Raw genomic sequence first — 26015 nt, forward strand, 5'->3', positions numbered from 1 at the left:
GTTGTGTAGTAATGAAAAATATTTTGAAATAAAATCGCATTGTGCTACCTTTGCCTCGTATTTATAAAACAGCATAATAACACTAAAAGAAACATGATATACCCCCTTAACTTTGAACAAAAAATAGGGTTCGACCAAATACGTTCACTCATAAAGCAAAAATGCCTATGCACGCTAGGAGAAGAAAAGGTGGACGAAATGAGTTTTTCAGATGATTTCAGCAATGTAAATTTATTACTGGACCAGGTAAACGAATTCACTCAAATTCTTCAGGGAGAAAACGAATTCCCTGACCAGAACTTTTTCGATGTACGCCCATCACTGAAAAGAATCAGGATTGAAGGAATGTACATGAACGAAGCTGAGCTTTTCGACCTTCGCCGTTCACTCGAAACCATCAGGGATATAATTATGTTTTTTCAGAGAGACAATGACGGGGAAACTGACGACAACGAAAAGAACAGTCAATTCCCTACTCTATGCAAACTTGCAGAAGACATCATGGTCTTTCCACAGCTGACATCAAAAATCAATAATATACTTGATAAATTCGGGAAAATCAAAGACAATGCCTCACCACAGCTTTTGTCTATCCGACGCGAACTGTCATCAACGGCAGGCAGCATATCACGAAGTCTGAACTCGATATTGAGGCAGGCACAATCGGAAGGCTTTGTTGACAAGGACGTCACACCAACCGTACGCGACGGAAGACTTGTAATCCCTGTAGCACCCGGCATGAAAAGAAAGATCAGGGGTATAGTGCACGACGAATCCGCAACAGGAAAAACCGTCTTCATAGAACCGGCAGAAGTAGTTGAAGCCAACAACAGAATAAGAGAGCTTGAAGGTGAAGAGCGAAGAGAAATAATAAGAATCCTGACCGAATTCTCTAAAGAAATCCGACCACATATTCCCGCAATACTCGTCTCATACGAGTTTCTTGCCAAAATAGATTTCATAAGAGCAAAAGCATTGTTCGGCATCGACACCAAAGCCGTAAAGCCTGCCATGGAAAACAGCAGGACAATAGACTGGTTTGATGCAATACATCCACTTTTGAGAATAAACCTCGAGAAGCATAACAAGAAAGTTGTTCCGCTGGAAATAGCCCTGAACGACAAGAACAGAATTCTCCTCATCTCCGGTCCTAATGCAGGTGGTAAATCAGTCTGCCTCAAGACCGTAGGACTGCTACAGTATATGCTGCAATGCGGAATACCTGTCCCGATGAACGAACGCAGCCATGCCGGCATCTTCAGCGGCATCTTCATCGACATAGGCGACGAGCAAAGCATCGAGGACGACCTCAGTACATATTCGTCACATCTTACGAATATGAAGAACATGATGAAATACTGCAACGAAGGAAGCATCATCCTGATTGATGAATTCGGAGGCGGTACGGAACCGCAAATAGGCGGTGCCATAGCAGAAGCAGTGCTGAAACGCTTCAATGCAAAGAAAACATTCGGAGTGATAACGACACACTACCAGAACCTGAAACATTTTGCAGAGAACAACGAAGGAGTGATTAACGGAGCCATGCTGTACGACAGGCATGAGATGCGTGCCCTGTTCCAGCTTCAGATAGGCAACCCGGGAAGCTCGTTCGCCGTAGAGATAGCACGCAAGATAGGACTTCCGGAAGACGTTATAGCAGATGCATCCGAAATTGTTGGAAGCGAATACATACAGAGCGACAAATATCTGCAAGACATAGTCCGCGACAAAAGATACTGGGAAACCAAGCGTCAGAATATCCGTAAGCGCGAAAAGCAAATGGAAGAAACCATTGCCAAGTATGAAAAGGAAATGGAGGAACTTGCCAAGAGCAGAAAGGAAATACTGAAAAAAGCCAAGGACGAAGCAGAGAAAATCCTGCAGGAATCGAATGCCCGCATAGAAAACACCATCCGTACCATTAAGGAAGCGCAGGCTGAAAAAGAACGTACACGTTTGGCAAGACAGGAACTTACAGACTTCAGACGCGAAGTGGAAGAACTGGAAAAGGCTGCCATGGAAGAGAAAATAGCCCAAAAGATGGAAAAACTGAGGGAAAAACAGGAACGCCGCAAGGAAAAGAAAGAAAAGAAGGCAAACGAGACAAGCACACCTGTCATTCCTAAGGTGAAACCTATCAATACCGGGGACTATGTACGTATAAAAGGACAGAGCAGCGTAGGACAGGTTTTGGAGATCAACGGCAAGAATGCAGTTGTAATGTTCGGCCTTATGAAAACAAACGTAAAGACGGAGAGACTGGAACATACAGACGCTCCCAAGCCGTCTGCCGCTTCTCCTGCCAAGGCCAGCTTTGTAAGTACTGCCACACAAAGCAGCATGTACGAAAAGAAGCTCAACTTCAAGCATGAAATCGACGTGCGCGGCATGAGAGCAGATGAAGCCATCCAGGCTGTTACTTATTTTATTGACGATGCCATACTGGTAGGAGCCAAAAGCGTAAGGATATTGCACGGCACCGGTTCGGGCATCCTCCGTACACTGATCAGGCAATATCTAGCCACAGTGCCGGGAGTGTCCAGCTTCCACGACGAACACGTGCAATTCGGAGGTGCAGGAATTACAGTAGTAAACATATAATATGCCATCACAGGCAAACAATATAAAACAAATCACGATGAAATCAATTAGAGAACTATACAGAATAGGAACAGGCCCTTCAAGCAGCCACACCATGGGACCAAGAAAAGCTGCAGAAATGTTCCTGAAAAAACATCCTGAAGCTGCATCGTTTCAGGTGATACTTTACGGAAGCCTGGCAGCTACCGGAAAAGGACACATGACAGACATTGCCATACTGGACACCCTGCAACCGCATGCCCCAGTAGAATTGATCTGGAAATCACACGTATTCCTGCCATTTCACCCCAACGGAATGACATTCAAGTCGCTCGACTCAAACAAACGTGTGACAGACGAATGGACAGTATTCAGTGTAGGCGGAGGAGCTCTTGCCGAAGAAGGTAAAGGCATGACTGTATCAGAAGACATCTACGACATGAAGAACATGAGTGAAATTCTGGCATGGTGCAAGCATACAGGAAAAAGCTACTGGGAATATGTAGAACAGTGCGAAGGTCCGGAGATATGGGATTTCCTGGCAGAAGTATGGGAAACCATGAAAGCCGCCATCTACAGAGGCTTGGATGCCGAAGGCGTATTGCCCGGTCCGCTAAACTTGCCAAGAAAAGCCTCATCATACTATATACGCGCCAAGGGATACAAAGATTCTCTTCGCTCAAGAGGACTGGTTTTTGCTTATGCACTGGCAGTAAGCGAGGAAAATGCAGCCGGAGGAAAAATTGTCACGGCTCCTACCTGCGGTTCGTGCGGAGTAGTGCCGGCAGTATTGCTGCACTTGCAGAAAAGCCGTGAATTCAGCGACGCCAGAATATTGAGAGCCCTTGCCACTGCAGGTCTGATTGGAAATATCGTAAAACAAAACGCTTCTATTTCAGGTGCAGAAGCAGGATGTCAGGCAGAAGTCGGAGTGGCATGTTCCATGGCCTCAGCAGCTGCAAGCCAATTATTCGGCGGAAGCCCCGCACAAATCGAGTATGCGGCAGAAATGGGATTGGAACACCATCTAGGCATGACTTGCGACCCTGTATGCGGTCTGGTACAAATACCATGTATCGAAAGAAACGCATACGCCGCAGCGCGTGCTCTCGACGCAAATATCTATTCGGCATTTACCGACGGACACCACCGTGTATCGTTCGATCGTGTGGTAGAAGTAATGAAACAGACAGGCCACGACCTCCCTTCATTATACAAGGAAACAAGCGAAGGAGGATTGGCAAAAAATTACAGACAAATGTAAAAACATCAAGAAATTATAAAAGGGTTAAACAGCATTGACATACTCAACTGTTTAACCCTTTGCTTTATGAATTATTAATTGAAATAATAAAGGAATGTTGCAACTCCTTCAAGTGCTTTCTTCTTCTGGTCTTTAATTTCTATAGAGAATTTAATCTCAGCCTTGGCAACTCCGCGAAGGTTAACCAGCGACTGCAAGTCGGCAACCAGTCTCACGCTCTGACCTGAAAGTACAGCCTGACCGAATTTCATCTTGTCCATACCATAATTAACCATCATCTTCAGGTTGTTTACCTCTATTATCTGATTCCAAAGATACGGAAGAACAGAAAGAGTGAGATAACCGTGTACTATAGTACTTTTATAAGGGCTTTCCACCTTTGCCTTCTCTACATCAACATGTATCCACTGATGATCCAAAGTAGCATCTGCAAACTGATTAATACGTTCCTGAGATATTTCCAACCAGTCTGAAATTCCAATCTGTTTGCCTACCAACTTTTCAAATTCATCATAAGAATTGATTATAACTTTTTCCATAATATATAATTCATTAATATTTAAACATTTAGGTGGCAAAGATACTAAAACTTACCGAAAACGAGTAAAAAAGAAGCATTTATTACACAGAAAAACAGATTTTGTGCAATAAATTCATACATATTTACTACTCAATCTCTTTGGTGAACCATGCCAAGAACATCCCAGGCAATATACTTCAGTCAGATCAAACCCCTCCAGACTCTCTTCAGGATACTTAGGCACGATATTGTGATTTTCATCCACATATACCAGCCGGCGTTCTCCACTGGCATTCTTTACATACATAGATGATATCTTACACTGCGGACAAAGTAGTTTCTTCATAATCAATTCAATGTTATAGTTTTATTACCTTTTTAGTATTATTATAGTCACAGCCGAAATTATAAGTATTATACCTACCGCAATAGTAAAAGTAAACGCTTCACCAAAAATCGCTATACCAACTATTACAGCTGTCACCGGTTCCATGGCTCCCAATACAGATGTCTGTGTAGCCCCAATGTACTTTATAGCCTCTATTAAAGTCAGATTCGACACGATAGTCGGTATTATGGCGAGCAGCAGCAAGTTACCTGCAGTAGCCAAATCAGGTATAGAATGCAAACTTCCGGTTGACGACATTCCTGCAAGCAGTATCACCGTACTGAAAAGAAACACATAAAAAGTAAGCTTAAGTCCTTTCAGGCTCTGGTTCTTGCGCTGACCAACCGTAACAAGATACAATGCATATCCCACTGCCGATATCAGCACAATAATCACTCCCAACATATTAGTTTCGCCTTGCGAATCGGAATACGAAAGTGCATACACCCCTCCTATCGCCATCAGAATAGCCAATGTGCGAAACAGCGAATTCTTTTCGTGGAAGAAGAGCATCATGACAAGAGTCGTTATCACAGGATACATGAAATGTATTGTGGTAGCCACCCCTGACGGCATAAACTTATATCCCCATAACAGGAATACGGAAGAAACCAGATAAAAAAATGAGAGCAGCAAGAGCGTTGGCAAATCCGATTTTTCTATACCGAAAGAAACCTTCCTGATTTTCAGAAGAACAGCCAGTGCTATTGTTGCAAAAAGGAATCTGTATGAAATGACATTCATAAAGTCCATACCATGCTGCATGGCTGGAATGGCAAAAAGCGGAATCAATCCAAACGATGCCGATGATATTATGCCATAAAGCAGTCCGTTTAATTTATTCATTTGTTTAAAGGGAATTTTCAAAACGGCGGCAAAGATAGTAAATAAACCCGATGGGGCAATTACTTATTGTCAAAATGATAATTTAAGTACGTAATAATAATAAAATTCGGGGCGATACCAGGTTTGATTGAAAAATTGCCATTCTCGCCATAGTTCGTAAATACACAATGAAATAATATTATTATATATAAAATCTTTTATACATAGCAACAACACTTCTCAGCTACATTATAACACAAATAAATCAAATACAGTAGCACAATAACACATGAAATATTTTCTATTCTAAAACAAATCTAGAGCGAAAAAAGATAATTTTCAAGCCTTTTTGATAGCCGAAAAAGACCGGGCGCACGTTCAAAGTAAAATGTGCGCCCTGTTTATATTGAATATACGCACGGTTAAAATGAAATGTGCGCACGTTTTTTTTCGTCATTAGCCTTAATAAATAAGGCTATTTTAACTATTCTGCAGTATTTAATTACAAAATTAGCAATCTAAAGCAGGTTTATAATTAACATTTCATTCTGTTTTAATAAAATCGTTCTATTAATAAGGCAGAAAAAGTATCATAAAGCAATCATTTTTATATTAAACAAGCAAATATTCTTTCTTTTTGCATCGTAATTAAAAGTCTAAAATCATATTTTCACTTTGTATTTCACTCGGTTTGCACTATCTTTGGATAAGAAAATCATAAAAACATTATTTCATGAGCGGAGAAGACTTACAGAGACAGACTTCTATAAATATACAGGAAAAAGCAAACCTTATCTGGGCTATTGCCGATAAACTGGTAGGATTATACAAACCTCACGAATACGGAAAGGTAATCCTGCCTATGTGCGTGATAAAGCGTTTTGAAGATACTTTGGCGCCAACAAAGAACGCCGTTATCAAGATGAACGAGGAGCTTGAGGCAAAAGGTATAGCCGTAAAAAAAGGTTTCCTTGAAGCTGCAGCCAAGCAGAAGTTCTACAATACCAGCAAATTTACTTTCGATATATTGCTTGCCGATGCCGATAACATCAAAGACAACTTCGAGAGTTACCTCAACCATTTCTCCGAGAACGTGATTGACATAATCAACCGTATGGACTTCTACAACGAAATAAAAAAAATGGACGACAACAACCGTCTATACCTCGTTATAAAGGAGTTCTGCTCTGCCAAGGCTTATCTTGGTGCGGATGTTGTTTCGGCCGTAGATATGGGTTATATCTTTGAAGAGCTGGTCAGAAAGTTCTCCGAGTCATATAACGACCAGGCAGGAGCACACTTTACCGCACGCGACATCATCTATCTGATGAGCGAACTGCTTGTAGGAGAAGACGAACAGAAGATGGAAGACGAAGGCATCGTAGCATCCATATACGATATGGCAATGGGAACCAGCCAGATGCTTGCCTGTCTTGACGAGAGATTCCGCAAGATAGACTCCGAAGCCGAAATCACATGCTACGGTCAGGAACTCAATCCGCAGACGTATGGTATTGCCAAAGCCGATATGCTTATCAAGGGCGGTAATGCAGACAATATGCGACTTGGCGATACTCTTGGCGATGACCAGTTCAAAGGCTATCAGTTCGACTATATCATATCAAACCCACCTTTCGGCATCGACTGGGAAGCATCCGAGAAACGTGTGAAAGCCGAAAACGAGATGGGCGAAGCAGGACGTTTTGCCCCGGGACTGCCGGCAAAAGGCGACGGACAGATGCTGTTCATGCTCAACGGTGTGGCGAAACTGAAAGAAGAAGGACGTATGGCTATCATCCAGAACGGTTCTCCTCTGTTCAAAGGCGATGCAGGAAGCGGCGAAAGCGAAATCAGAGGTTATCTGCTTGAACACGACTGGCTGGAAGCAATCGTTCAGCTGCCTAATGATTTGTTCTATAATACAGGTATAGCCACATACATATGGGTAGTGAGCAAAAACAAATCGGAAGAACGTGCAGGAAAGGTTCAGCTTATTGACGCAAGCAAATGCTTTGAGAAACTGCGCAAACCTCTAGGCAACAAGCGTGTGGAAATTACCACAGTTTGCCGCGAACTTATTATGCAGGCTTATCACGATTTTACCGATTGGGAATATACCTCTGAGATGAACCCGGAGCTGAAAGTAGAAAGCAAGGTGAAGGACGTAGAGGACTTCAAGTTTACTAAACTCACCATAAACCGTCCTTTGCGCTTAGAGTATAAGGATATTCATTTTGACGATGCCACTGCCGAAAACTATAAGGAAGCCGACAGAGCTTTATTGAAAGAAGTTGCCACATATTGGGAAAATAATATGCCTAACCATGTGGGATTCCCGGACATCACTTTCTTCCTCGAACTGAAGAAAGCCAAGATAAAAGTACCGCAAGGAAAGGTAGCCCTATTGAGAAACTATTTCGGCAAGCGCAACCCCGATATGATGGAGGCATACGTGAAACCTGTTGACCAGGAAAGCGGATTTGCTCCCGACCCTGAACTGAAGGACAGCGAGATTATTCCATGGAAGGAAGACATTACTGAATACCTCGACAAGAACGTACGTCCGTATGCTCCCGACTTCTGGTACAGCGAATCCGAAAGCAAAATCGGTTATGAAATACCTCTCACCCGCGAGTTCTATAAATACACTCCACTAACACCAAGTTCTGTGATATTTGATGAACTGAAAAAGTTGGAAGAAAAAGAATCGGAACTGATGTCCAGAATATTAGGGTAAGCAGATATTATTTGGAAATAGATTAAAAATATATTAAGCCATTATACTTATGATTTCAGACACAAAAAGATATATCAAACAGTTAATCAGCGGTTCTGAGAACTCTGAAATCGAGTTCAAATCTGCAAAAGGAGGATTACCGGAAAGTTTTTGGGAAACTTTTTCTGCTTTTGCCAATACGAATGGAGGTATTATAGTATTAGGCATAAAAGAAAAGAATGGTATATTTTATCCTGACGGATTTGACAAACAACAATTACAAACGTATAAAAAACGATTTTGGGATTGTGCACACAATAAAGAGAAAGTTAGTGCAACGATGCTTACAGAACGTGATGTAATTGATGCTGAAATAGATGGTAATTTCTTTTTGCTATTCAGGATTCCAAGAGCCTCATACGACATACGTCCTGTTTTCCTGACAAGAAATCCTTTTGGAAATACTTTCAAAAGAAATCATGAAGGTGATTATCATTGTACAGATTCCGAAATACGTCAGATGTTTGCTGATGCCCATCATTCTACGTTACCTTTCGATAATCAGATATTGCCAAACTATTCTATTAGCGACATTGATACTGAGACATTAAGAGGTTATCGTCAACGTTTTATACTCCGTAAAAACAATCATCCTTGGAATGAATTGGATGATTTTAATTTCTTGTGTAAAATTGGAGCTTATCGCGTAGATAGAGAGAGCGGTCAAGAAGGATTTACACGTGCTGGAATACTTATGTTCGGTAAAACAGAAAGCATTACAGACCAGGCTTGCTGTCCATGGTATTTTGTCGATTATCAAGAGAAACTTAGCAATAATATGAATGAAAGATGGTCGGATAGAATATATGCCGATAGCTCATGGAATTCCAATTTATATCAGTTCTTTTTCAAAGTATATAATAAGTTGGCACAAACCTTGCCTGTCCCATTCTCATTGAATGGCATAGAAAGAACAGAAGAGACTGCAGCTCATATTGCTATTAGAGAAGCTTTGGTAAACAGTCTTGTACATTCCAGTTATGCAGAACAAGGCAATATTGTTATTATCAGAGAAAAAGATAAAATAATATTCCGTAATCCCGGAAGAATGCTTATCACCATAGATGATTTTTATTCTGGTAGCCAAAGCGTTTGCCGTAATCCCATCATACAGAAATTTTTCATTCAATTGGGATACGGAGAAAAGGCCGGTAGTGGTGCCGACTATATTATAAAAGGATGTAGAGAGAACCAATGGCATATGCCTGAGCTTATTGAGAATGTACAGCCAGATACAGTTTCTTTATATCTGTATATGTCAGATAATGATACAAGCTTAGATAGTAATGATACAAGCTTAGATAGTAATGATACAAGTTTGGATAGTAATGATACAAGTTTGGATAGTAATGATACAAGCTTAGACAAAGTAGGGCAACGATTAAACAGAGATACATTAATAAACAAAGTCCTTGAACTATGTGAAGATTGGATAACAATAGATGAAATATCAGAAAAGGTTGGAAAGAGCCATCAATATATAAGAGGAAAGATTATACCAGAGATGCTTAAACTCGGACTTTTGGAGAAACTTTATCCCGAAGCATCAACAAGTCCTAACCAAAAGTATAGAAAACAAAATATTGATATGAAAGAAGTAAATCTGTAAAGATAAGTCGGTAATGAACGAGCAGCAAAACAACGGAAATATAATCCTCTACCAGACAGAGGATGGCAAATCAAGGATAGAAGTAACTCTATGCAATGATACAGTTTGGCTTACGGCCGACCAGATGGCAGAGCTGTTCCAGAGAAACAAATCTACCATTTCACGACATATAAAGAATGTATTCGAGGACGGAGAGTTGAGTCCGGACTCAACTGTTGCATTTTTTGCAACAGTTCAAAATGAAGGAAACAGAAGTGTCGAACGAAATCTTGCATACTATAACCTTGACATGATAATCAGCGTAGGTTATCGTGTCAAGTCACACCGTGGAGTACAGTTCAGAATATGGGCTACAAGTGTCCTTCGTGAATATCTTGTAAAAGGATTTGCCATGAACGATGATTTGCTGAAAAGAGCCGGAGGAGGAAACTACTTCGACGAACTGTTAAGCCGTATCCGCGACATACGTTCCTCGGAAAAGGTATTCTACCGCAAGATACTTGAAATATATGCCCTGAGTATAGATTACGACCCACGTACAGAAGCTACCATGCAGTTTTTCAAGACTGTACAGAACAAGATGCACTACTCTGTTCATGGACATACAGCAGCCGAAATCATTTACGAACGTGCAGATGCTGAAAAAGATTTCATGGGACTTACTTCATGGACAGGAGCATTACCAAAACGCACCGATGCTGAAATAGCCAAGAACTATCTTTCTTCAGATGAATTGGATACTCTCAACAGAATAGTCAGTCTGTATTTGGATTTTGCAGAACTTCAAGCCAAATCGCATAAGCCAATGTACATGAAAGACTGGATTCAGAAATTGGACGATTTTCTAAAGCTTTCCGGAAAAGAGCTGTTAAGCCATGCCGGAAAGATTTCTGCAGAACTTGCAAAGCAGAAAGCGGATACGGAGTACGACAAGTTCAAAGAAAGGACTGTTTACAGTCTTTCACCCGTAGAGATTCATTTTCTTGAAAACTTTGAAAAGGAGCAGAAGAAGCTGAAAGGCAGATAAACGATTCTAATTATGACCAAGATAAATAAAATATCCATACGTTTCTTTGATGACAGAGAAGTACGTGCCATTTGGGATGACGAGAATTCCAAATGGTGGTTTTCTGTACTAGATATTGTTGGCGTTCTAAATGCCCAAGATGATTATACCAAGAACAGAAACTACTGGAAGTATCTGAAAAACAAGCTGAAGAAAGAAAATAATGAGTTGGTTAGTGTCACTAACCAACTGAAACTAATGGCTTCGGACGGAAAGCATTATATGACAGATGTCCTTGATAACACAGGAGTTCTTTCTCTTGCAGCATGTTTCCCTAATACCAAAGCCGCGCGGTTTGTAGAATGGTTTAGCAACAGTGATGAAACTATAGACGGACGAAGCAAATCGAAAGCTTACGCACTATTCGAAAGCAGTCTGATTGACAGCATTGAGGTAGGAACCATAAAAGGTTTGCAGCAGATTCATGCCTATTTATTTGGCGGACTATACGACTTTGCCGGACAGATACGCACGGTAAACATAGCCAAAGGAGGATTCCAGTTTGCAATAGTTCAATATCTTCAAGCTACATTGGAACAGATAGAACGTATGCCCGAAACAAGTTTCGATGATATAATAGACAAGTATGTGGAGATGAACATAGCTCATCCTTTCCGTGAAGGCAACGGGCGTGCCACCCGTATTTGGCTTGACCTGATGCTGAAGAAAAATCTTAAAGTTTGTGTGGACTGGAGCAATGTAAACAAGAAATCTTACCTTGATGCAATGACTCACAGTGTAGCAAATGCTGATGAACTGAAAGCACTTCTGCGCCCTGCACTTACCGACAAGATTAATGACCGGGAAACCTTTATGAAAGGTATTGATTACTCTTATTATTACGAACAGGAAGATTGAGGATTATGGAAAATAGATACGATAAATATAAAGATAGTGGGATTGCTTGGATTGGGGAGATTCCGGAGCATTGGGAGGTTAAAAGAGTAAAAAATATTTGTTCTCAAACCAATATTAAAGAAAATAGTAAGGGAAATCCTTTACCTTATATAGGATTAGAAAATATAGAATCAGGTTCAGGTAAATATGTTGATACGACATCAGAAGTTGACGGAATCGCAAACAGATTTTGCAAAAACAATGTTCTATTTGGGAAGTTAAGACCATATCTATCAAAAGTATATCTTGCGAAATCAGATGGTATCTGTTCTACAGAGTTTATTGTTTACGATACAAAAGAAAATGATTGCCGTTTTATACATAAACTTCTTCTTTCCCAAGCTTTCATTGAAGTGGTTAATTCTTCTACTTATGGAGCAAAAATGCCAAGAGCTAATAGTGATTTTATTAATAATATATATGTACAAATTCCTCCTCTCTCCGAGCAACAATCCATCGCCAACTACCTTGAACAAAAATGTGGCGAAATAGACGAAATGATAACTTTGCAAGAGGAAATGATAACCAAACTGCAAAGCTACAAGCAATCTGTCATTACCGAAGCTGTAACCAAAGGTTTGGATAAAAATGTACCTCTAAAAGATAGCGGTATTGAATGGATTGGGGAGATTCCGGAGCATTGGGAAGTGAAAAGATTAAAATTCTCTTGTAATGTTTTTGGTCGTATTGGTTTTAGAGGGTATAAATCTGATGATTTAGTTTCAGAAGGAAACGGAGCTATAACTCTAAGTCCATCAAATATGAAAGACATGAAAATGGATTACACAAATAGGACATATTTGTCATGGAAAAAGTATTATGAATCTCCCGAAATAATGATATCAAAAAATGATATACTTATGGTTAAGACAGGTTCTACATATGGAAAATGTTCATTTGTTGATGATATACCTATGGAATGTACAATAAACCCACAGATTGTCGTTTTTAAACAACACAAGGATTATCCAAAGTTTCTGGCATATAGTTTCCAAACTAAAGCTACAAGAGCGTTTGTTGAAACATCTGTTGTTGGAGGTACAATTCCAACTATAGCACAAGAAAAAATTATGAATTATTTCTTTGCATTTCCTCCTCTCTCCGAACAACAATCCATCGCCAACTACCTTGACCAGAAATGCAGCGAGATAGACGAACTAATCTCCATAAAGCAGCAGAAGATAGAAAAACTGAAAGACTACAAAAAATCATTGATTTTCGAATGTGTAACCGGAAAAAGAAAAGTATAAGCCATGACTGAATTCGACAAATATATCCGACAGGGAGAACCCGACCAGAAAGAGAAAGCAGCCGCATGGCAAGTCGCTATAGGCTTGCAGGATGTGGACGGACTGAAACCGTCTGAGTATCTTATTCGGACGGCACAGCAACATATAGAGGGAGACATTTCCATTGAAGAAGTGAAACATCTGATTGATACATACTATCAGTCGAAATCATCACGTGGGGAAATGGAAGATGAACGGACGGAAGAAGCTGACAAGGTATCGGCACGTATAACCGAACTGCTTTCGGAAAAGACTTTCTCGTTTACACCGGACTATCTCCTGTATATTCATAAACGTCTGTTTGAAGGTCTGTACAAGCATGCAGGGCAAATACGAAACTATAATATAACAAAGAAAGAATGGGTACTCGACGGAGATACGGTTATCTACTCGGATTATGAAATGATTCGCCCTACTCTGGAATACGATTTTGCACAGGAAAAAAGTACTGATTATCCCGCAATGAATGCCGAACAGGCTTTACAGAGAATCGGTAAATTCATTTCAGGTATTTGGCAGATACATGCTTTCGGAGAAGGTAATACCAGAACCATAGCTGTATTCCTTATGAAATATCTGAAAACTTTCGGATTTAAGGTGGATAATGATATATTCAAGAAACATTCGTGGTATTTCAGAAATGCGCTTGTACGTGCCAACTACAATAACTATACAAAAGGGGTTTCTGCTAATACAAAGTACCTGGAAATGTTCCTGAGAAATATGTTGTTTGGGGAAGAGAACAACCTCAGCAATAGAGAAATGAACATAAACTTTTCTCAAAGTGCCAAAGAAGAGGAGTCAAAGAGCCAAAATGGCACTTTGGATGGCACTTTGAACTGAAAACATAAGATTAAAGAAATATATAACTATGAATACCACAGACTTAAAAGAAAAGAACTTTGAAGCCGACATAGAACAATACCTTATCACAGAGGGCGGATATATCAAAGGTAATCAGGATACATACGACAAGGACAGGGCTATAGATATGCCTGTGCTTATCTCCTTTATAGAAAAGACACAGCCAAAGCAGTGGAAACGCTATGTAACCAAGTATGGCGACAAGGCTGAGAAACAGCTGTACCGTGTGTTTCAGGATGACGTTTCGCGCTATGGACTGATTTATGTGCTCCGCAAGGGTATAAGCGACGTGGGTATAAACATCAGATTCTGCTATTTTGCTCCGGCTTCGATGCTGAATGATGAGCTTGTGGCAAATTACGATGCGAATATTCTCACAGTGACACGCCAGTTTGCCTATTCCAAGCTGAACAAGAATACCATCGACATGGTACTCTCATTGAACGGTATTCCTGTGGTGGCACTCGAACTTAAAAACCAGATTACGGGTCAGAATGTGGAGAACTCAAAACGTCAGTGGTGCACGGACAGAGACCCGAAAGAACCGCTGTTTCATTTCAACAACCGTATATTGGCATACTTCGGAGTTGACCTGTATGAAGTGGCTCTTGCTACAGAACTGAAAAAGGAAAAGACTTTCTTCATCCCTTTCAATCAGGGCTCAAACGGTGCCGGAGAGGTGGGCGGCGCAGGAAATCCGGAACGTGAGGACGGCGGATATGTAACTGCCTATCTGTGGGAAAAGGTATTGCGCAGGGACATGCTGCTTTCCATTCTTCAGCGTTATATCTCGCGCCAGGAGGAAGAAAAGCTGAAGATTATAATAGACAAGCACGGCAAGGAGAAAGAGGTTACGGAAACCTCTGTGAAGATAATCTTCCCTCGTTATCATCAGTTGGATGTGGTGGAAAAGTTAGTGGCCGACACTTATTTTGCAAACGTTTTGCAAAGCCGTTGCAAAGAAGAAGCAAGATACGATATGGCTGCGGACGAAAAGACAAAATACTATTCACTGAAGAAGCCGCACGGGAACAATTATCTCATACAGCATTCGGCAGGTTCGGGAAAATCGAACTCTATCGCATGGCTCACTTATCGTCTTGCAGGACTACAGAATGCGGAGATGAAGAATATGTTCAACAGTGTGTTTGTAATCACCGACAGACGTGTGCTGAACAAGCAGCTACAGAGTACAATCCTAGGCTTCGACCATATAGACGGACAGATAGAAACCATTACCGATTCTGACAACTCGGAGAAACTGGCAAGAATCATCAACGACGACAATACGAGAATTGTTATCACTACCCTACACCGTTTCCCGGTTATCTACAAGGAACTGACAAGTCGAAGCGGAAAGAGATATGCCATAATTGTAGATGAGGCTCATTCTTCACAGTCGGGCAAGAGTGCGGAAAAACTGAAGGCCGCACTTGCGGATACAGACGAGGCATTGCGCGAATATGCCGAAATAGAAGAGATTGAGGCTGAAGAACTGGAAAAGAAAAAGGATGCCCTGATGGAGGATTTATTAGCGCAGGGACAGCACAACAATCTGTACTTCTATGCATTTACGGCAACTCCAAAGCCAAAGACTCTGCAGACTTTCGGTGAGTTGGCCGAAGAAGGTGAAAATCCGGAAGACAACAAATATGTAGCCTATCATAACTATTCCATGCTACAGGCCATAGAAGAGGGATTCATCAAGGACGTGTTGAAATATTATACCACGTACGACACTACTTACGAGATTGCAAAGCGTATAGAGTCTGATCCTTCGTATGAGGAAACTCCTGCCACACGCGCCATAAAGGCTTTCCATGATAACCATCAGCATGTGATAGCTCAGAAAACGGCTATCATCGTGGAGAAATTCAGAGAAGTGACACTCAATGCCATGCTTGGAAAGGCAAAAGCTATGGTGGTATGTTCTTCGCGTGCTCATGCGGTACGTTATTTTCTGGAAATCAAGAGGTATTGTCAGGAAAACAATATTACTGATGTGAATCCTATGGTGGCTTTCTCCGGTACGGTATCGTATGAGGGAGTGGAATATACAGAAACGAAGTTGAACTCCGCTGACGGACGAAACATTTCGGATGCCAAACTGCCATTGTATTTCGCTTCGGACTTATATAATATGCTGGTTGTTGCAGACAAATATCAGACAGGATTCGACGAGCCTCTGCTACATACAATGTTCGTTGACAAAAAACTGAAGGACGTAAAGGCTGTGCAGACACTCTCGCGTCTGAACAGATGGCAGAAAGACAAGAAGGATACATACGTGCTCGACTTCTGCAACAAGCCGGAGGATATTAAAAAATCGTTCGAACCGTTCTATAAAGGTACAGAGCTGATAAAGCCTGTTGACGTGAACTATGTATATACATTCAGAAAGGACATACAGATGTTCCAACTATGGACAGAGGGTGACGAACAGAAATTCTATGATTTGCTGCAAAACATAAGCAAGCAGAAGAACCGACTTGGAGCTTTGTCTAATGCCTTCAAGAGTACTGTTGACAGATATGGAGAATTGGACGAGGAGAAACAGTTTGAGGTAAGGTCGAAAATCAAGAACTTTATCCGTTTCTATTCTTATATGGCACAGATAGCAAGAACATACGATAAGGAACTGTACAAAGCATACGTATATGCCGACTATTTGTACAGACTGCTGCCAAAGAACGCCAAGGAAAGAATAGACCTGAACAAACAGATTATGCTGGTAAACTCCAAAATATCTGAAGGAGAAACAGTTTCCATTAAATTGGGTGATGGGAAAGCCATCAAAGGCGAAAATCCAAAAGCGGGAAAGCCGAAGAACGATAAAGAGGACTTGCTGAGCCGCATCATTGATAAAGTCAATATTATGTATCATGGACAATTCTCTGAAGCAGACCGTGTTATAGTGGAATCCATCTACGACAAGATGGTCACGACAGCCAAAAAGAAACTGACAAAACAGGCGAACAATACGGATGAAAAGCAATTTGAGGAAAGTATCTTCCCTCAGATATTCGATGAAGTGGCAAGAGGATGTTATGTGGAACAAATGGATTCTTTCGCCAAGTTGTTTGAAAACAGTGATTTCTATCGTAATGTCATGACTCAGATGGCAAGGGTGATGTATGAGAACTACAAGAAAAAGGAAGACGAATAGCCGTATTGAAGAGTCTGAATTTTGCTATAGGCAAATAATAGATAAACTGAAGATTAATTTTGTTATCTCTGCTACACTTTTGCGACGGGAAAAATTTCTGTAGCAAAATTGTAGCAGAGTTTTATTCTATACCCTTTCTACTCTATATAAGAAACAAAAAAGCCCCATAATCAGTCGATTACAGAGCTTATTTGCGGAAGCTGGGGGATTCGAACCCCCGGTACGGTAACCCGTACGTCAGTTTAGCAAACTGGTGGTTTCAGCCACTCACCCAAACTTCCAATACCGTTGTAGCGCCTACGGGACTCGAACCCGTGTTTCAGCCGTGAGAGGGCCGCGTCCTAGACCGCTAGACGAAGGCGCCATAAAAAAGTGACCGCGACAGGATTCAAACCTGTAACCGGCTGATCCGTAGTCAGCTACTCTATTCAGTTGAGCTACGCGGCCATCTTTACATTACTACTGGCGGAAGCTGGGGGATTCGAACCCCCGGTACGGTAACCCGTACGTCAGTTTAGCAAACTGGTGGTTTCAGCCACTCACCCAAACTTCCTTTTTTCAGTAGTGCATTTCCTTAAATGCGGTGCAAAGATATGTGTACTTTCCGACATATCCAAACATTTTCATACATTTTTATCCCTTTTTTTTGTTACTTTTTAATAGTCATTTGATTATAAAGTAGTTAATAAAATACATTATTTGCTTTGTGATTTCATTGAAGAGTTAATCTACATTATAGTTATAAACTTGATTTCAATCAAAATAATTTTGTAATTAATACAAATTAATAATATACCTAATTATAGGTATTGTATAGTATAACAATTATTAGTACCTTTGCAGTGCTTAAAAATCATTTTTAAACATATAAAATATAAATCACTATGGTAATGAATTTCAAAGAAGGTCGTTGGAACCATGAAATCAATGTCACAGATTTTGTAAAGACAAACATCACTCCTTACGAGGGTGACGCTTCATTTCTGGCAGGTCCGACAGAACGCACAAAGGCAGTTTGGAACAAATGTTTGGAAGCTTTGGCCGAAGAACGCGCTAACAACGGAGTACGCTCGCTTGACCCTTCGACAGTTTCTACCATCACATCATTCGCTCCAGGGTATATAGATAAGGATAACGAGGTTATTGCAGGTTTGCAGACAGACGAACTGCTGCGCCGCGCAATCAAGCCTTTCGGAGGTATTAAGGTTGTAGAAAAAGCATGCCGTGAAAACGGTGTAGAAGTAGATCCAAAGGTTAAGGATATTTTCACTCACTATCGCAAGACTCATAACGACGGTGTATTCGATGCTTACACTGAAGAAATACGTTCATTCCGCTCACTGGGATTCCTTACTGGTTTGCCTGACAACTATGCACGCGGACGTATAATCGGTGACTACCGCCGTCTTGCACTTTACGGTATCGACCGTCTTATCGAATCAAAACAGGATGATTTACGCCATCTGACAGGTCCTATGACAGATGCCCGCATCCGCCAGCGTGAGGAAGTGGCAGAACAGATAAAGGCCCTGAAGGAAATCAAAGTTATGGGCGAGCAATATGGTCTTGACCTCAGCCGTCCGGCTACTAACGCTCAGGAAGCTGTTCAGTGGGTATATATGGCATATCTTGCTGCCGTTAAGGAACAGGATGGTGCTGCAATGTCTCTTGGTAACGTTTCATCATTCCTTGATATATATATTGAATATGATATGGCTCACGGTCTGTTGGACGAGATACATGCACAGGAATTGATTGACCAGTTCGTAATCAAATTGCGTATGGTTCGTCACTTGCGTATGCAGGCTTACACAGATATCTTCGCAGGTGACCCTACATGGGTAACTGAAGCTATCGGCGGACGCTTCAACGACGGACGTACAAAGGTTACAAAGACTTCATTCCGTTTCTTGCAGACTCTTTATAACCTCGGCCCATCACCTGAACCAAACTTGACAGTTCTTTGGAGCCCTGAACTTCCGGAAGGATTCAAGAACTTCTGCGCTCAGGTTTCTATCGATACATCATCTATCCAGTACGAAAACGACGAACTGATGCGTGAAGTACGTAACTCTGACGACTACGGTATCGCATGCTGCGTATCTTATCAGGATATAGGCCGCCACATCCAGTTCTTCGGTGCACGTTGTAACCTTGCAAAAGCTCTTCTTCTTGCAATCAACGGTGGTAGATGTGAGAACACAGGTACGCTGATGGTTAAGGACATCCCTGTATTGAGCGGTGACGTTCTTCAGTTCGAAGAGGTTCTTGCCAACTACAAGAAGGTATTGAAGGAAATGGCCCGTGTATATAATGAGGCTATGAACATCATCCACTATATGCACGACAAGTATTATTACGAAAAAGCTCAGATGGCTTTCGTTGATACTGACCACGTGATAAATCTTGCATACGGTGTGGCTGGTATGTCAATCGCTGTTGACTCACTTTCTGCTATCAAATATGCAAAGGTTAAGGCTAAACGTAATGAAATAGGTCTGACTGAAGGTTTCGAAATCGAAGGTGAATTCCCATGCTTCGGAAACGATGACGACCGTGTTGACCACTTGGCTGTTGACCTGATTTATTATTTCGATGAGGAATTGAAGAAACTTCCTGTATATAAGAATGCAAAACCTACCCTTTCTATCCTTACTATCACTTCAAACGTGATGTACGGAAAGAAAACAGGTGCTACTCCTGACGGTCGTGCCAAAGGTGTCGCTTTCGCTCCGGGCGCAAACCCAATGCACGGACGTGACAAGAACGGTGCTGTTGCTTCATTGAGCTCTGTAGCAAAACTTCGTTACCGTGACTCACAGGATGGTATCAGTAACACTTTCTCTATCGTTCCTAAATCACTTGGTGTTGATATGGAAAACCGTATCGAGAACCTTGTTACAATGATGGACGGTTACTTCGTGAAAGGTGCTCACCACTTGAACGTAAACGTTCTGAACCGTGAGATGCTGGAAGACGCAATGGAACATCCTGAGAAATATCCACAGCTTACAATCCGTGTTTCGGGATATGCAGTGAACTTCATTAAGCTGAGCCGTGAGCATCAGTTGGAAGTTATCTCACGCAGCTTCCACGAACGCATGTAATAAACATACTTGTTTCTCGTCATTCAGACAAGAAAGATTGGCGAAGACATGACAAATACAGTAGCAGAGACCGCCAGTCAATAAGGTGGTCTCTGTTTATTTTTTCACCAACACAAATAATAAAAAATCTCATCATGATAAGAGTACATTCATACGAATCACTTGGAACTTACGACGGACCGGGCATCCGTTTGGTTGTTTTTCTTCAAGGTTGCAATTTCCGCTGCCTCTATTGTGCAAATCCAGACACAATAGATGCCAAAGGCGAAAGCAAGGAAACAATCCCAGAAGAGATACTGAAGATGGCAGTGAGCCAAAAGCCTTTCTTCGGCAAAAAAGGAGGTATAACATTCAGTGGAGGTGAACCTACTTTCCAGGCTAAAGCTCTTGTTCCTTTATTCAAAATGCTGAAAGAAGCAGGCATACATATTTGTGTAGATACAAACGGAGGTATCTGGAACGATGACGTAAAAGAGATGCTTTCACTGGCTGATCTGGTTCTGCTTGACGTAAAGGAATTCAATCCTTCAAGACACAAAACTCTGACAGAGCGCAGCAACGAACAGACACTTAAAACAGCGGCATGGCTTGAAGAGAACGGAAAGCCTTTCTGGCTAAGATACGTATTGGTTCAAGGTTATAGCGCATTCAACGACGACATGGAAGCCCTTGGTGAACATTTCAAAGATTACAAACAGATTGAAAGAGTAGAGATACTGCCATACCACACGCTTGGAGTACACAAGTATGAAGCCATGAACATGGAATATAAGCTCAAAGGAGTGGAATACAACACGCCTGAACAGCTGGAAAATGCAAGGAATATCTTTCAAAAATACTTCAAGACAGTTTACGTAAACTGATTTTTCTAAAAAAATCTGCTTTTGGGTGCAGTAATATCGTCTATCAGCCATTTACTTAGTACAACAGCTCCATGGAACGATTAAAGACACAACCCAAAATAAATGAATTAAAAACATGAATAGAAGAACAGTGAACATTTCAAGCAAGAAGATTGAGCGCAAAATTACTACTGTAACCTCAATCCTGGGTTTCATAATAATGAACATCATCTGGATTGTTGGAAATGAAAATATGAATGAACAGCCACACACATCAATAACACAGACAAAAGAGAATGTGGGTAACGACAAGAAAATTGCAAACAACCAGTTGTTTGTGTCCTACCCTCAGGTAAAACTTGACTATTAAATGCGTGCACCCCGCGAATCACTTCGCAGGGTGCGCCCAACTAATAACTAACTTTTTTACTTTTGTGGTTTACGTAATTTCTATATGACTAACACTGCAAAGGTAATCACTCCAGCCATAACAGGCAATACCTAAAAATAGGTATTTTCAGAGTTTCATTTTCACCTCGCTTATATCTACAAGTTTGTTTACTATGGCATAAATTGTAAGTCCGGCAGCCGAATGTACCTGAAGTTTGCGTGTTATATTCCTTCTGTGAGTAATGACTGTATGTACGGATATATATAGCTTTTCCGCTATTTCCTTGTTCGTCATACCTTTCACCACACACCCCAGTATCTCCTTTTCACGCTGGCTCAATGAATCGGTATCACCGTCGTCTTCTTCGACATTCATCATCAAGGATATTTTTGCCGATAGAGTCTCTATATTGTCAAAAAGGTTTATACTTTCATCATAACCTTTAAGTACGTTAGAATCCACAACGGTACATATAAGTGAAATGAACTTCATTTCATGAACGTTATACTGCTGTTTCAGTTCCTCTACATTAAACCATCCGTCGAACATCGGATTTACAATGAGTATGTCCGGCCGGTGAGATTCCATACATAAATGAAGTCCCTCAGTGGAAGATATCTCCAGCGTTTGTATATTCAAGTCGGGCAAATGCCTCAATACAGATATTAGACCGCTCCTGACTATCATAGACGTCTCTGCCACTGCAACATTTATAACATCATGCGATTTCATTTTGCCTCCTTTTCCAATTCTTTTATAGCCGGTACGAACAAGAAGTCTTCCACCCTGTTATGAGATGCCAGATCTTCTTCACAACTGAAAATATCGAATAATGTCGCGTTAAGCAGACGGTTGTTTCCGCCTGCAGGGAAATATTTGATAATAATATTCTTGAGCTCTGTCAGTTTGGTATCTATATGCTCATGATGACTGGCAAACACACTTATATTATATTCCTCCGAATGTTCTCCGCGCAAAAGTTTCTCTACATACGTAAACACGTTTTCGTTTTCATGTTCCATATGTTTCTTTACCTCGTCAACGTACGCATCGAAGAAACGTAATATAAGGAATGTAACATCTTTCTCTTTCGAGTCACCTATTGCCTCTATCAGTTTCTTTCTGATAGAAGGAAGCTGGAAATCAAGAAAATAGCTGTGCGCTTCTCTCAAATAATTCATTAGCGAAGGTATTGAAATGCCTTCCAGGTAGTCGTGCACTCTATTGCCGTCTTCCACAAGGAAATTTACAACAGTGAGAAACGTATTACAATCTACATTGTTGATCTGGCAAACTTCGCGTACATTCTTGTCACCAAACCCTAAAGATATGCCAAAACGGCTAAGGACCTGAAGGAGACTGTAATTCTCGCATATCAAATCGCTCATCTTATCAGTGGGTTTGTATATTTTTGGTCTGTACATATCTAAAACATTATTCATAATTCTAATTCGGTTACAAAATAAGACATAAAAAATGAAGTTGAAAATACCTACTTTTAGGTATATTTCACTCTGACAAACTTAAAGAAAATAGACGAAAAAATCTAATTTCATACATTAATTTTCAAATTCTGATTGAATGTCCTATCTTTGCATATATCAAAAATGAAACAGAATGTCCGACAGCAAATACATTTCAATAAAAGGTGCAAAAGTAAACAACCTTAAAAACATAGACGTTGATATACCACGCAACAAACTGGTGGTAATTACAGGTCTGTCCGGCTCCGGAAAATCATCACTGGCTTTCGATACTCTGTATGCAGAAGGCCAGAGAAGATATGTAGAGAGCCTTTCTTCATACGCAAGGCAGTTCCTTGGAAGAATGGGAAAACCGGAATGCGACTTCATTAAAGGTATTCCGCCTGCTATAGCCATCGAACAGAAGGTCATAAGCCGAAACCCACGCTCCACAGTAGGAACATCTACCGAAATATACGAATACCTGCGACTGCTGTTTGCCAGAATCGGAAAAACATACTCGCCTGTAAGCGGTGAGCTTGTGAAAAAAGACAGCCCTGAAGATATAGTGAACTGTATGCTTTCCTACCCCAAAGGAACGAAATATACAGTACTGACTCTGCTCCTGCCGCGCGACGGACGCACACATCAGGAACAGTTGGACATGGATCTGAAACAAGGCTTTACGCGTCTGGAAGTTGACGGCGAAATAGTAAGGATAGAAGATTACAAATATGACGAAAGCGACAAAGTATATCTTCTGATTGACCGTATGAGCTGTAATGACGACAAGGATTCGATAAGCCGACTGACGGACTCTGCCGAAACAGCCATGTATGAAGGCGACGGCACATGTATGCTACGTTTCTACATGCCAGACGGCGAAAGCAGGCTTCACTGTTTCAGTACAAAATTCGAAGCTGACAGTATAAAGTTCGATGAACCTACGGACCAGATGTTTTCGTTCAACTCCCCTATCGGTGCATGCCCAACGTGTGAAGGTTTCGGAAAAATAATCGGTATAGACGAACATCTTGTCATTCCAAACAGGGCATTAAGTGTTTACGACGGTGCCGTAATGTGCTGGCGAGGTGAAAAAATGGGCGAATGGCTTCAGGAATTCCTAAGAGAAGCACCTAAACACAATTTCCCTATATTTACGCCATACTACGAACTCACCGAAGAACAGAAGGACTATCTGTGGCATGGCCCGCGCGATAAAGTATGTATAGATACATTCTTCAAAATGCTGGAAGAAAATCAGTACAAGATACAATACAGGGTGATGCTGGCACGCTACAGGGGCAAAACAACATGTCCTACTTGCAAAGGCGGAAGACTGAAAAAGGAAGCCACATACGTAAAAGTAGGCGGGAAAAATATATGCCAGCTTGTTGACATGCCGGTATCGGAGCTGAAAGAATTCTTCCGTACACTACAACTTAACGAACATGACACACTGGTTGCACAAAGACTGTTGAATGAAATAAACAGCCGACTTAATTTCCTTATGGATGTGGGACTGGGATACCTCACACTGAACCGCTTGAGCAATACCTTGTCAGGCGGTGAAAGCCAGCGTATAAACCTTGCCACATCATTGGGTAGCAGTCTGGTTGGTTCGCTTTATATCCTTGACGAACCGAGTATCGGTCTGCACAGCCGCGACACAGACAAGCTTATCAAGGTGCTCCGACAACTTCAGCAATTGGGTAACACTGTAGTTGTGGTGGAACATGATGAGGAGATTATACGTGCGGCCGACTATATCATAGACATCGGTCCAAAAGCCGGACGTCTCGGTGGTGAGGTGGTATATCAGGGCGACATGAAAGACTTGCAGAAAGGAAGCAACAGCTATACGGTGAAATATCTGCTGGGCGAAGAAACTATCCCTCTCCCATTGAGCCACCGTTCATGGAACAACTATATAGAAATTAAGGGAGCAAGGGAAAACAATCTGAAAGGAATCGACGTCAAATTCCCGCTCAATATAATGACAGTGGTTACAGGCGTTAGCGGATCCGGAAAAAGTACACTGGTACGCGACGTGTTCTATAAAGCACTGAAAAGAGAATACAGCGAAGCAAGCGAACGTCCGGGTGAATTCGTTTCTCTGGAAGGAGATATAAAGATGATAAACGATATTGAGTTTATCGACCAGAATCCAATCGGAAAATCATCACGCAGCAACCCTGTGACATACGTCAAGGCATACGACGAAATCAGAAAGTTGTTTGCCGAACAGCCATTGTCAAAGCAGATGGGATATACGGCAGGATATTTTTCTTTCAACACTGAAGGCGGAAGATGCGAAGAATGTAAAGGTGAAGGTACTGTGACCGTAGAAATGCAATTTATGGCAGACCTTGTTCTGGAATGTGAGTCATGTCATGGAAAACGCTTCAAGAGCGATGTCCTAGAAGTGAAGTTCGAAGGAAAAAATATTTACGACATTCTGGAAATGACAGTAAACCAGGCCATAGAATTCTTTACTGAGCATAATCAAAAGAAGATTGTAAAGAAACTTCAACCGCTACAGGAAGTAGGGCTTGGATACATCAAACTAGGGCAATCATCATCAACCCTGTCAGGAGGAGAAAACCAGAGAGTAAAACTGGCATATTTTCTAAGTGTGGAGAAATCGCAACCTACGATATTCGTATTTGACGAACCTACCACAGGTCTGCATTTCCACGACATAAAGAAACTGCTCGAAGCCTTCGACTCTCTGATAGCTAGAGGACATACCATAGTAATTATCGAGCACAACATGGATGTGATTAAATGTGCGGACTATGTTATCGACCTCGGACCTGAAGGTGGAGACAAAGGAGGAAATCTGGTAATAGCCGGAACACCGGAAGAAGTAGCCAAATGCGGAGCTTCTTATACGGGACAGTTCCTTGCAGAAAAAATAAACCAATAGGAAGAATACAGGGAAAAAACTCAAAAGGTTGTGTGA

Annotated in this window: 17 protein-coding genes, 4 tRNA genes and 1 pseudogene; 13 read left to right on the forward strand and 9 right to left on the reverse strand. The window is 41.3% G+C overall.

Going from position 1 to position 26015, the window contains the following annotated elements; all coding sequences use genetic code 11:
• The first annotated feature begins 93 nt into the window (after positions 1-93).
• Positions 94-2604 carry an endonuclease MutS2 gene (locus tag OCV82_RS02595; protein WP_154042962.1) on the forward strand — a complete coding sequence of 837 codons (2511 nt, stop codon included), beginning with the start codon at positions 94-96 and terminating at the stop codon, positions 2602-2604.
• A gap of 37 nt (positions 2605-2641) precedes the next feature.
• Positions 2642-3847: an L-serine ammonia-lyase gene (locus tag OCV82_RS02600; RefSeq protein ID WP_154042963.1), complete on the forward strand. Its 1206-nt coding sequence runs from the start codon at positions 2642-2644 to the stop codon at positions 3845-3847.
• Positions 3848-3921: 74 nt separating this feature from the next.
• On the opposite strand, the gene OCV82_RS02605 is transcribed toward OCV82_RS02600, so the two are convergent.
• From OCV82_RS02605 to OCV82_RS02615, 3 genes are all read right to left on the reverse strand, one after another.
• Complete coding sequence (locus OCV82_RS02605) at positions 3922-4386, reverse strand: MaoC family dehydratase (protein WP_154042964.1); 465 nt, start codon at positions 4384-4386, stop codon at positions 3922-3924.
• Between the two features lie 114 nt (positions 4387-4500).
• Positions 4501-4713: a hypothetical protein gene (locus tag OCV82_RS02610; protein ID WP_154042965.1), complete on the reverse strand. Its 213-nt coding sequence runs from the start codon at positions 4711-4713 to the stop codon at positions 4501-4503.
• Between the two features lie 24 nt (positions 4714-4737).
• Complete coding sequence (locus tag OCV82_RS02615) at positions 4738-5601, reverse strand: DMT family transporter (RefSeq protein ID WP_154042966.1); 864 nt, start codon at positions 5599-5601, stop codon at positions 4738-4740.
• A gap of 712 nt (positions 5602-6313) precedes the next feature.
• Here OCV82_RS02615 and OCV82_RS02620 point away from each other — a divergent pair.
• The 7 genes and pseudogenes from OCV82_RS02620 to OCV82_RS02650 all read left to right on the forward strand — a co-directional run bounded on the left by OCV82_RS02620 (position 6314) and on the right by OCV82_RS02650 (position 17247).
• On the forward strand, positions 6314-8317 hold the full coding sequence (locus OCV82_RS02620; RefSeq protein ID WP_262542812.1) for a type I restriction-modification system subunit M: 2004 nt from the start codon (positions 6314-6316) through the stop codon (positions 8315-8317).
• Positions 8318-8366: 49 nt separating this feature from the next.
• On the forward strand, positions 8367-9965 hold the full coding sequence (locus OCV82_RS02625) for an RNA-binding domain-containing protein (RefSeq protein WP_154042967.1): 1599 nt from the start codon (positions 8367-8369) through the stop codon (positions 9963-9965).
• A gap of 13 nt (positions 9966-9978) precedes the next feature.
• A complete protein-coding gene (locus tag OCV82_RS02630) occupies positions 9979-10992 on the forward strand; it encodes a virulence RhuM family protein (protein ID WP_154042968.1) in 1014 nt (337 codons plus the stop codon).
• A 12-nt stretch (positions 10993-11004) separates the two neighbouring features.
• Positions 11005-11889: a protein adenylyltransferase Fic gene (fic, locus tag OCV82_RS02635; RefSeq protein ID WP_154042969.1), complete on the forward strand. Its 885-nt coding sequence runs from the start codon at positions 11005-11007 to the stop codon at positions 11887-11889.
• A gap of 5 nt (positions 11890-11894) precedes the next feature.
• Positions 11895-13178 (forward strand): restriction endonuclease subunit S, encoded by a 1284-nt coding sequence (locus tag OCV82_RS02640; RefSeq protein WP_154042970.1) that lies wholly within the window; start codon positions 11895-11897, stop codon positions 13176-13178.
• Between the two features lie 3 nt (positions 13179-13181).
• Positions 13182-14054, forward strand: a pseudogene (locus OCV82_RS02645) (Fic family protein); the annotation flags it as partial.
• Positions 14055-14088: 34 nt separating this feature from the next.
• Entirely contained in the window at positions 14089-17247 is a 3159-nt protein-coding gene (locus tag OCV82_RS02650) for a type I restriction endonuclease subunit R (protein WP_154042972.1), read from the forward strand.
• A 194-nt stretch (positions 17248-17441) separates the two neighbouring features.
• On the opposite strand, the gene OCV82_RS02655 is transcribed toward OCV82_RS02650, so the two are convergent.
• The 4 genes from OCV82_RS02655 to OCV82_RS02670 all read right to left on the reverse strand — a co-directional run bounded on the left by OCV82_RS02655 (position 17442) and on the right by OCV82_RS02670 (position 17800).
• Positions 17442-17528 (reverse strand) — tRNA-Ser (locus OCV82_RS02655).
• Positions 17529-17538: 10 nt separating this feature from the next.
• Positions 17539-17611: transfer RNA gene (locus OCV82_RS02660), tRNA-Glu, on the reverse strand.
• A 9-nt stretch (positions 17612-17620) separates the two neighbouring features.
• Positions 17621-17694 (reverse strand) — tRNA-Arg (locus OCV82_RS02665).
• Positions 17695-17710: 16 nt separating this feature from the next.
• Positions 17711-17800 (reverse strand) — tRNA-Ser (locus tag OCV82_RS02670).
• A 331-nt stretch (positions 17801-18131) separates the two neighbouring features.
• On the opposite strand from OCV82_RS02670, the gene pflB reads away from it, so the two are divergent.
• The 3 genes from pflB to OCV82_RS02685 all read left to right on the forward strand — a co-directional run bounded on the left by pflB (position 18132) and on the right by OCV82_RS02685 (position 21566).
• Positions 18132-20354 carry a formate C-acetyltransferase gene (gene pflB, locus OCV82_RS02675; RefSeq protein ID WP_154042973.1) on the forward strand — a complete coding sequence of 741 codons (2223 nt, stop codon included), beginning with the start codon at positions 18132-18134 and terminating at the stop codon, positions 20352-20354.
• Between the two features lie 134 nt (positions 20355-20488).
• A complete protein-coding gene (gene pflA / locus OCV82_RS02680) occupies positions 20489-21217 on the forward strand; it encodes a pyruvate formate-lyase-activating protein (RefSeq protein WP_154042974.1) in 729 nt (242 codons plus the stop codon).
• A gap of 115 nt (positions 21218-21332) precedes the next feature.
• The gene (locus OCV82_RS02685; RefSeq protein ID WP_154042975.1) at positions 21333-21566 is read left to right on the forward strand and encodes a hypothetical protein; all 234 of its coding nucleotides are present in this window, start codon (positions 21333-21335) and stop codon (positions 21564-21566) included.
• 147 nt (positions 21567-21713) lie between these two features.
• Here OCV82_RS02685 and OCV82_RS02690 read toward each other — a convergent pair whose 3' ends face one another.
• Together OCV82_RS02690 and OCV82_RS02695 are read right to left on the reverse strand one after the other, a co-directional pair.
• The gene (locus OCV82_RS02690) at positions 21714-22319 is read right to left on the reverse strand and encodes a response regulator transcription factor (protein ID WP_154042976.1); all 606 of its coding nucleotides are present in this window, start codon (positions 22317-22319) and stop codon (positions 21714-21716) included.
• Positions 22316-23011: a hemerythrin domain-containing protein gene (locus tag OCV82_RS02695; protein WP_154042977.1), complete on the reverse strand. Its 696-nt coding sequence runs from the start codon at positions 23009-23011 to the stop codon at positions 22316-22318. The genes OCV82_RS02690 and OCV82_RS02695 overlap by 4 nt, the downstream gene beginning before the upstream one ends.
• A 193-nt stretch (positions 23012-23204) precedes the next feature.
• On the opposite strand from OCV82_RS02695, the gene uvrA reads away from it, so the two are divergent.
• Positions 23205-25979, forward strand: a complete 2775-nt coding sequence (gene uvrA, locus OCV82_RS02700; RefSeq protein WP_154042978.1) for an excinuclease ABC subunit UvrA — start codon at positions 23205-23207, stop codon at positions 25977-25979.
• Positions 25980-26015 lie beyond the last annotated feature (36 nt).

The organism is Bacteroides cellulolyticus (assembly GCF_025567135.1).
GTDB classification, from domain to species: domain Bacteria; phylum Bacteroidota; class Bacteroidia; order Bacteroidales; family Bacteroidaceae; genus Phocaeicola; species Phocaeicola cellulolyticus.

Coding starts and splice junctions, on each gene's coding strand:
- OCV82_RS02595 (WP_154042962.1), top strand. CDS start 94: ATGATATACCCCCTTAACTTTGAACAAAAAATAGGGTTCGACCAAATA.
- OCV82_RS02600 (WP_154042963.1), top strand. CDS start 2,642: ATGAAATCAATTAGAGAACTATACAGAATAGGAACAGGCCCTTCAAGC.
- OCV82_RS02605 (WP_154042964.1), bottom strand. CDS start 4,386: ATGGAAAAAGTTATAATCAATTCTTATGATGAATTTGAAAAGTTGGTA.
- OCV82_RS02610 (WP_154042965.1), bottom strand. CDS start 4,713: ATGAAGAAACTACTTTGTCCGCAGTGTAAGATATCATCTATGTATGTA.
- OCV82_RS02615 (WP_154042966.1), bottom strand. CDS start 5,601: ATGAATAAATTAAACGGACTGCTTTATGGCATAATATCATCGGCATCG.
- OCV82_RS02620 (WP_262542812.1), top strand. CDS start 6,314: ATGAGCGGAGAAGACTTACAGAGACAGACTTCTATAAATATACAGGAA.
- OCV82_RS02625 (WP_154042967.1), top strand. CDS start 8,367: ATGATTTCAGACACAAAAAGATATATCAAACAGTTAATCAGCGGTTCT.
- OCV82_RS02630 (WP_154042968.1), top strand. CDS start 9,979: ATGAACGAGCAGCAAAACAACGGAAATATAATCCTCTACCAGACAGAG.
- fic (WP_154042969.1), top strand. CDS start 11,005: ATGACCAAGATAAATAAAATATCCATACGTTTCTTTGATGACAGAGAA.
- OCV82_RS02640 (WP_154042970.1), top strand. CDS start 11,895: ATGGAAAATAGATACGATAAATATAAAGATAGTGGGATTGCTTGGATT.
- OCV82_RS02650 (WP_154042972.1), top strand. CDS start 14,089: ATGAATACCACAGACTTAAAAGAAAAGAACTTTGAAGCCGACATAGAA.
- pflB (WP_154042973.1), top strand. CDS start 18,132: ATGGTAATGAATTTCAAAGAAGGTCGTTGGAACCATGAAATCAATGTC.
- pflA (WP_154042974.1), top strand. CDS start 20,489: ATGATAAGAGTACATTCATACGAATCACTTGGAACTTACGACGGACCG.
- OCV82_RS02685 (WP_154042975.1), top strand. CDS start 21,333: ATGAATAGAAGAACAGTGAACATTTCAAGCAAGAAGATTGAGCGCAAA.
- OCV82_RS02690 (WP_154042976.1), bottom strand. CDS start 22,319: ATGAAATCGCATGATGTTATAAATGTTGCAGTGGCAGAGACGTCTATG.
- OCV82_RS02695 (WP_154042977.1), bottom strand. CDS start 23,011: ATGTACAGACCAAAAATATACAAACCCACTGATAAGATGAGCGATTTG.
- uvrA (WP_154042978.1), top strand. CDS start 23,205: ATGTCCGACAGCAAATACATTTCAATAAAAGGTGCAAAAGTAAACAAC.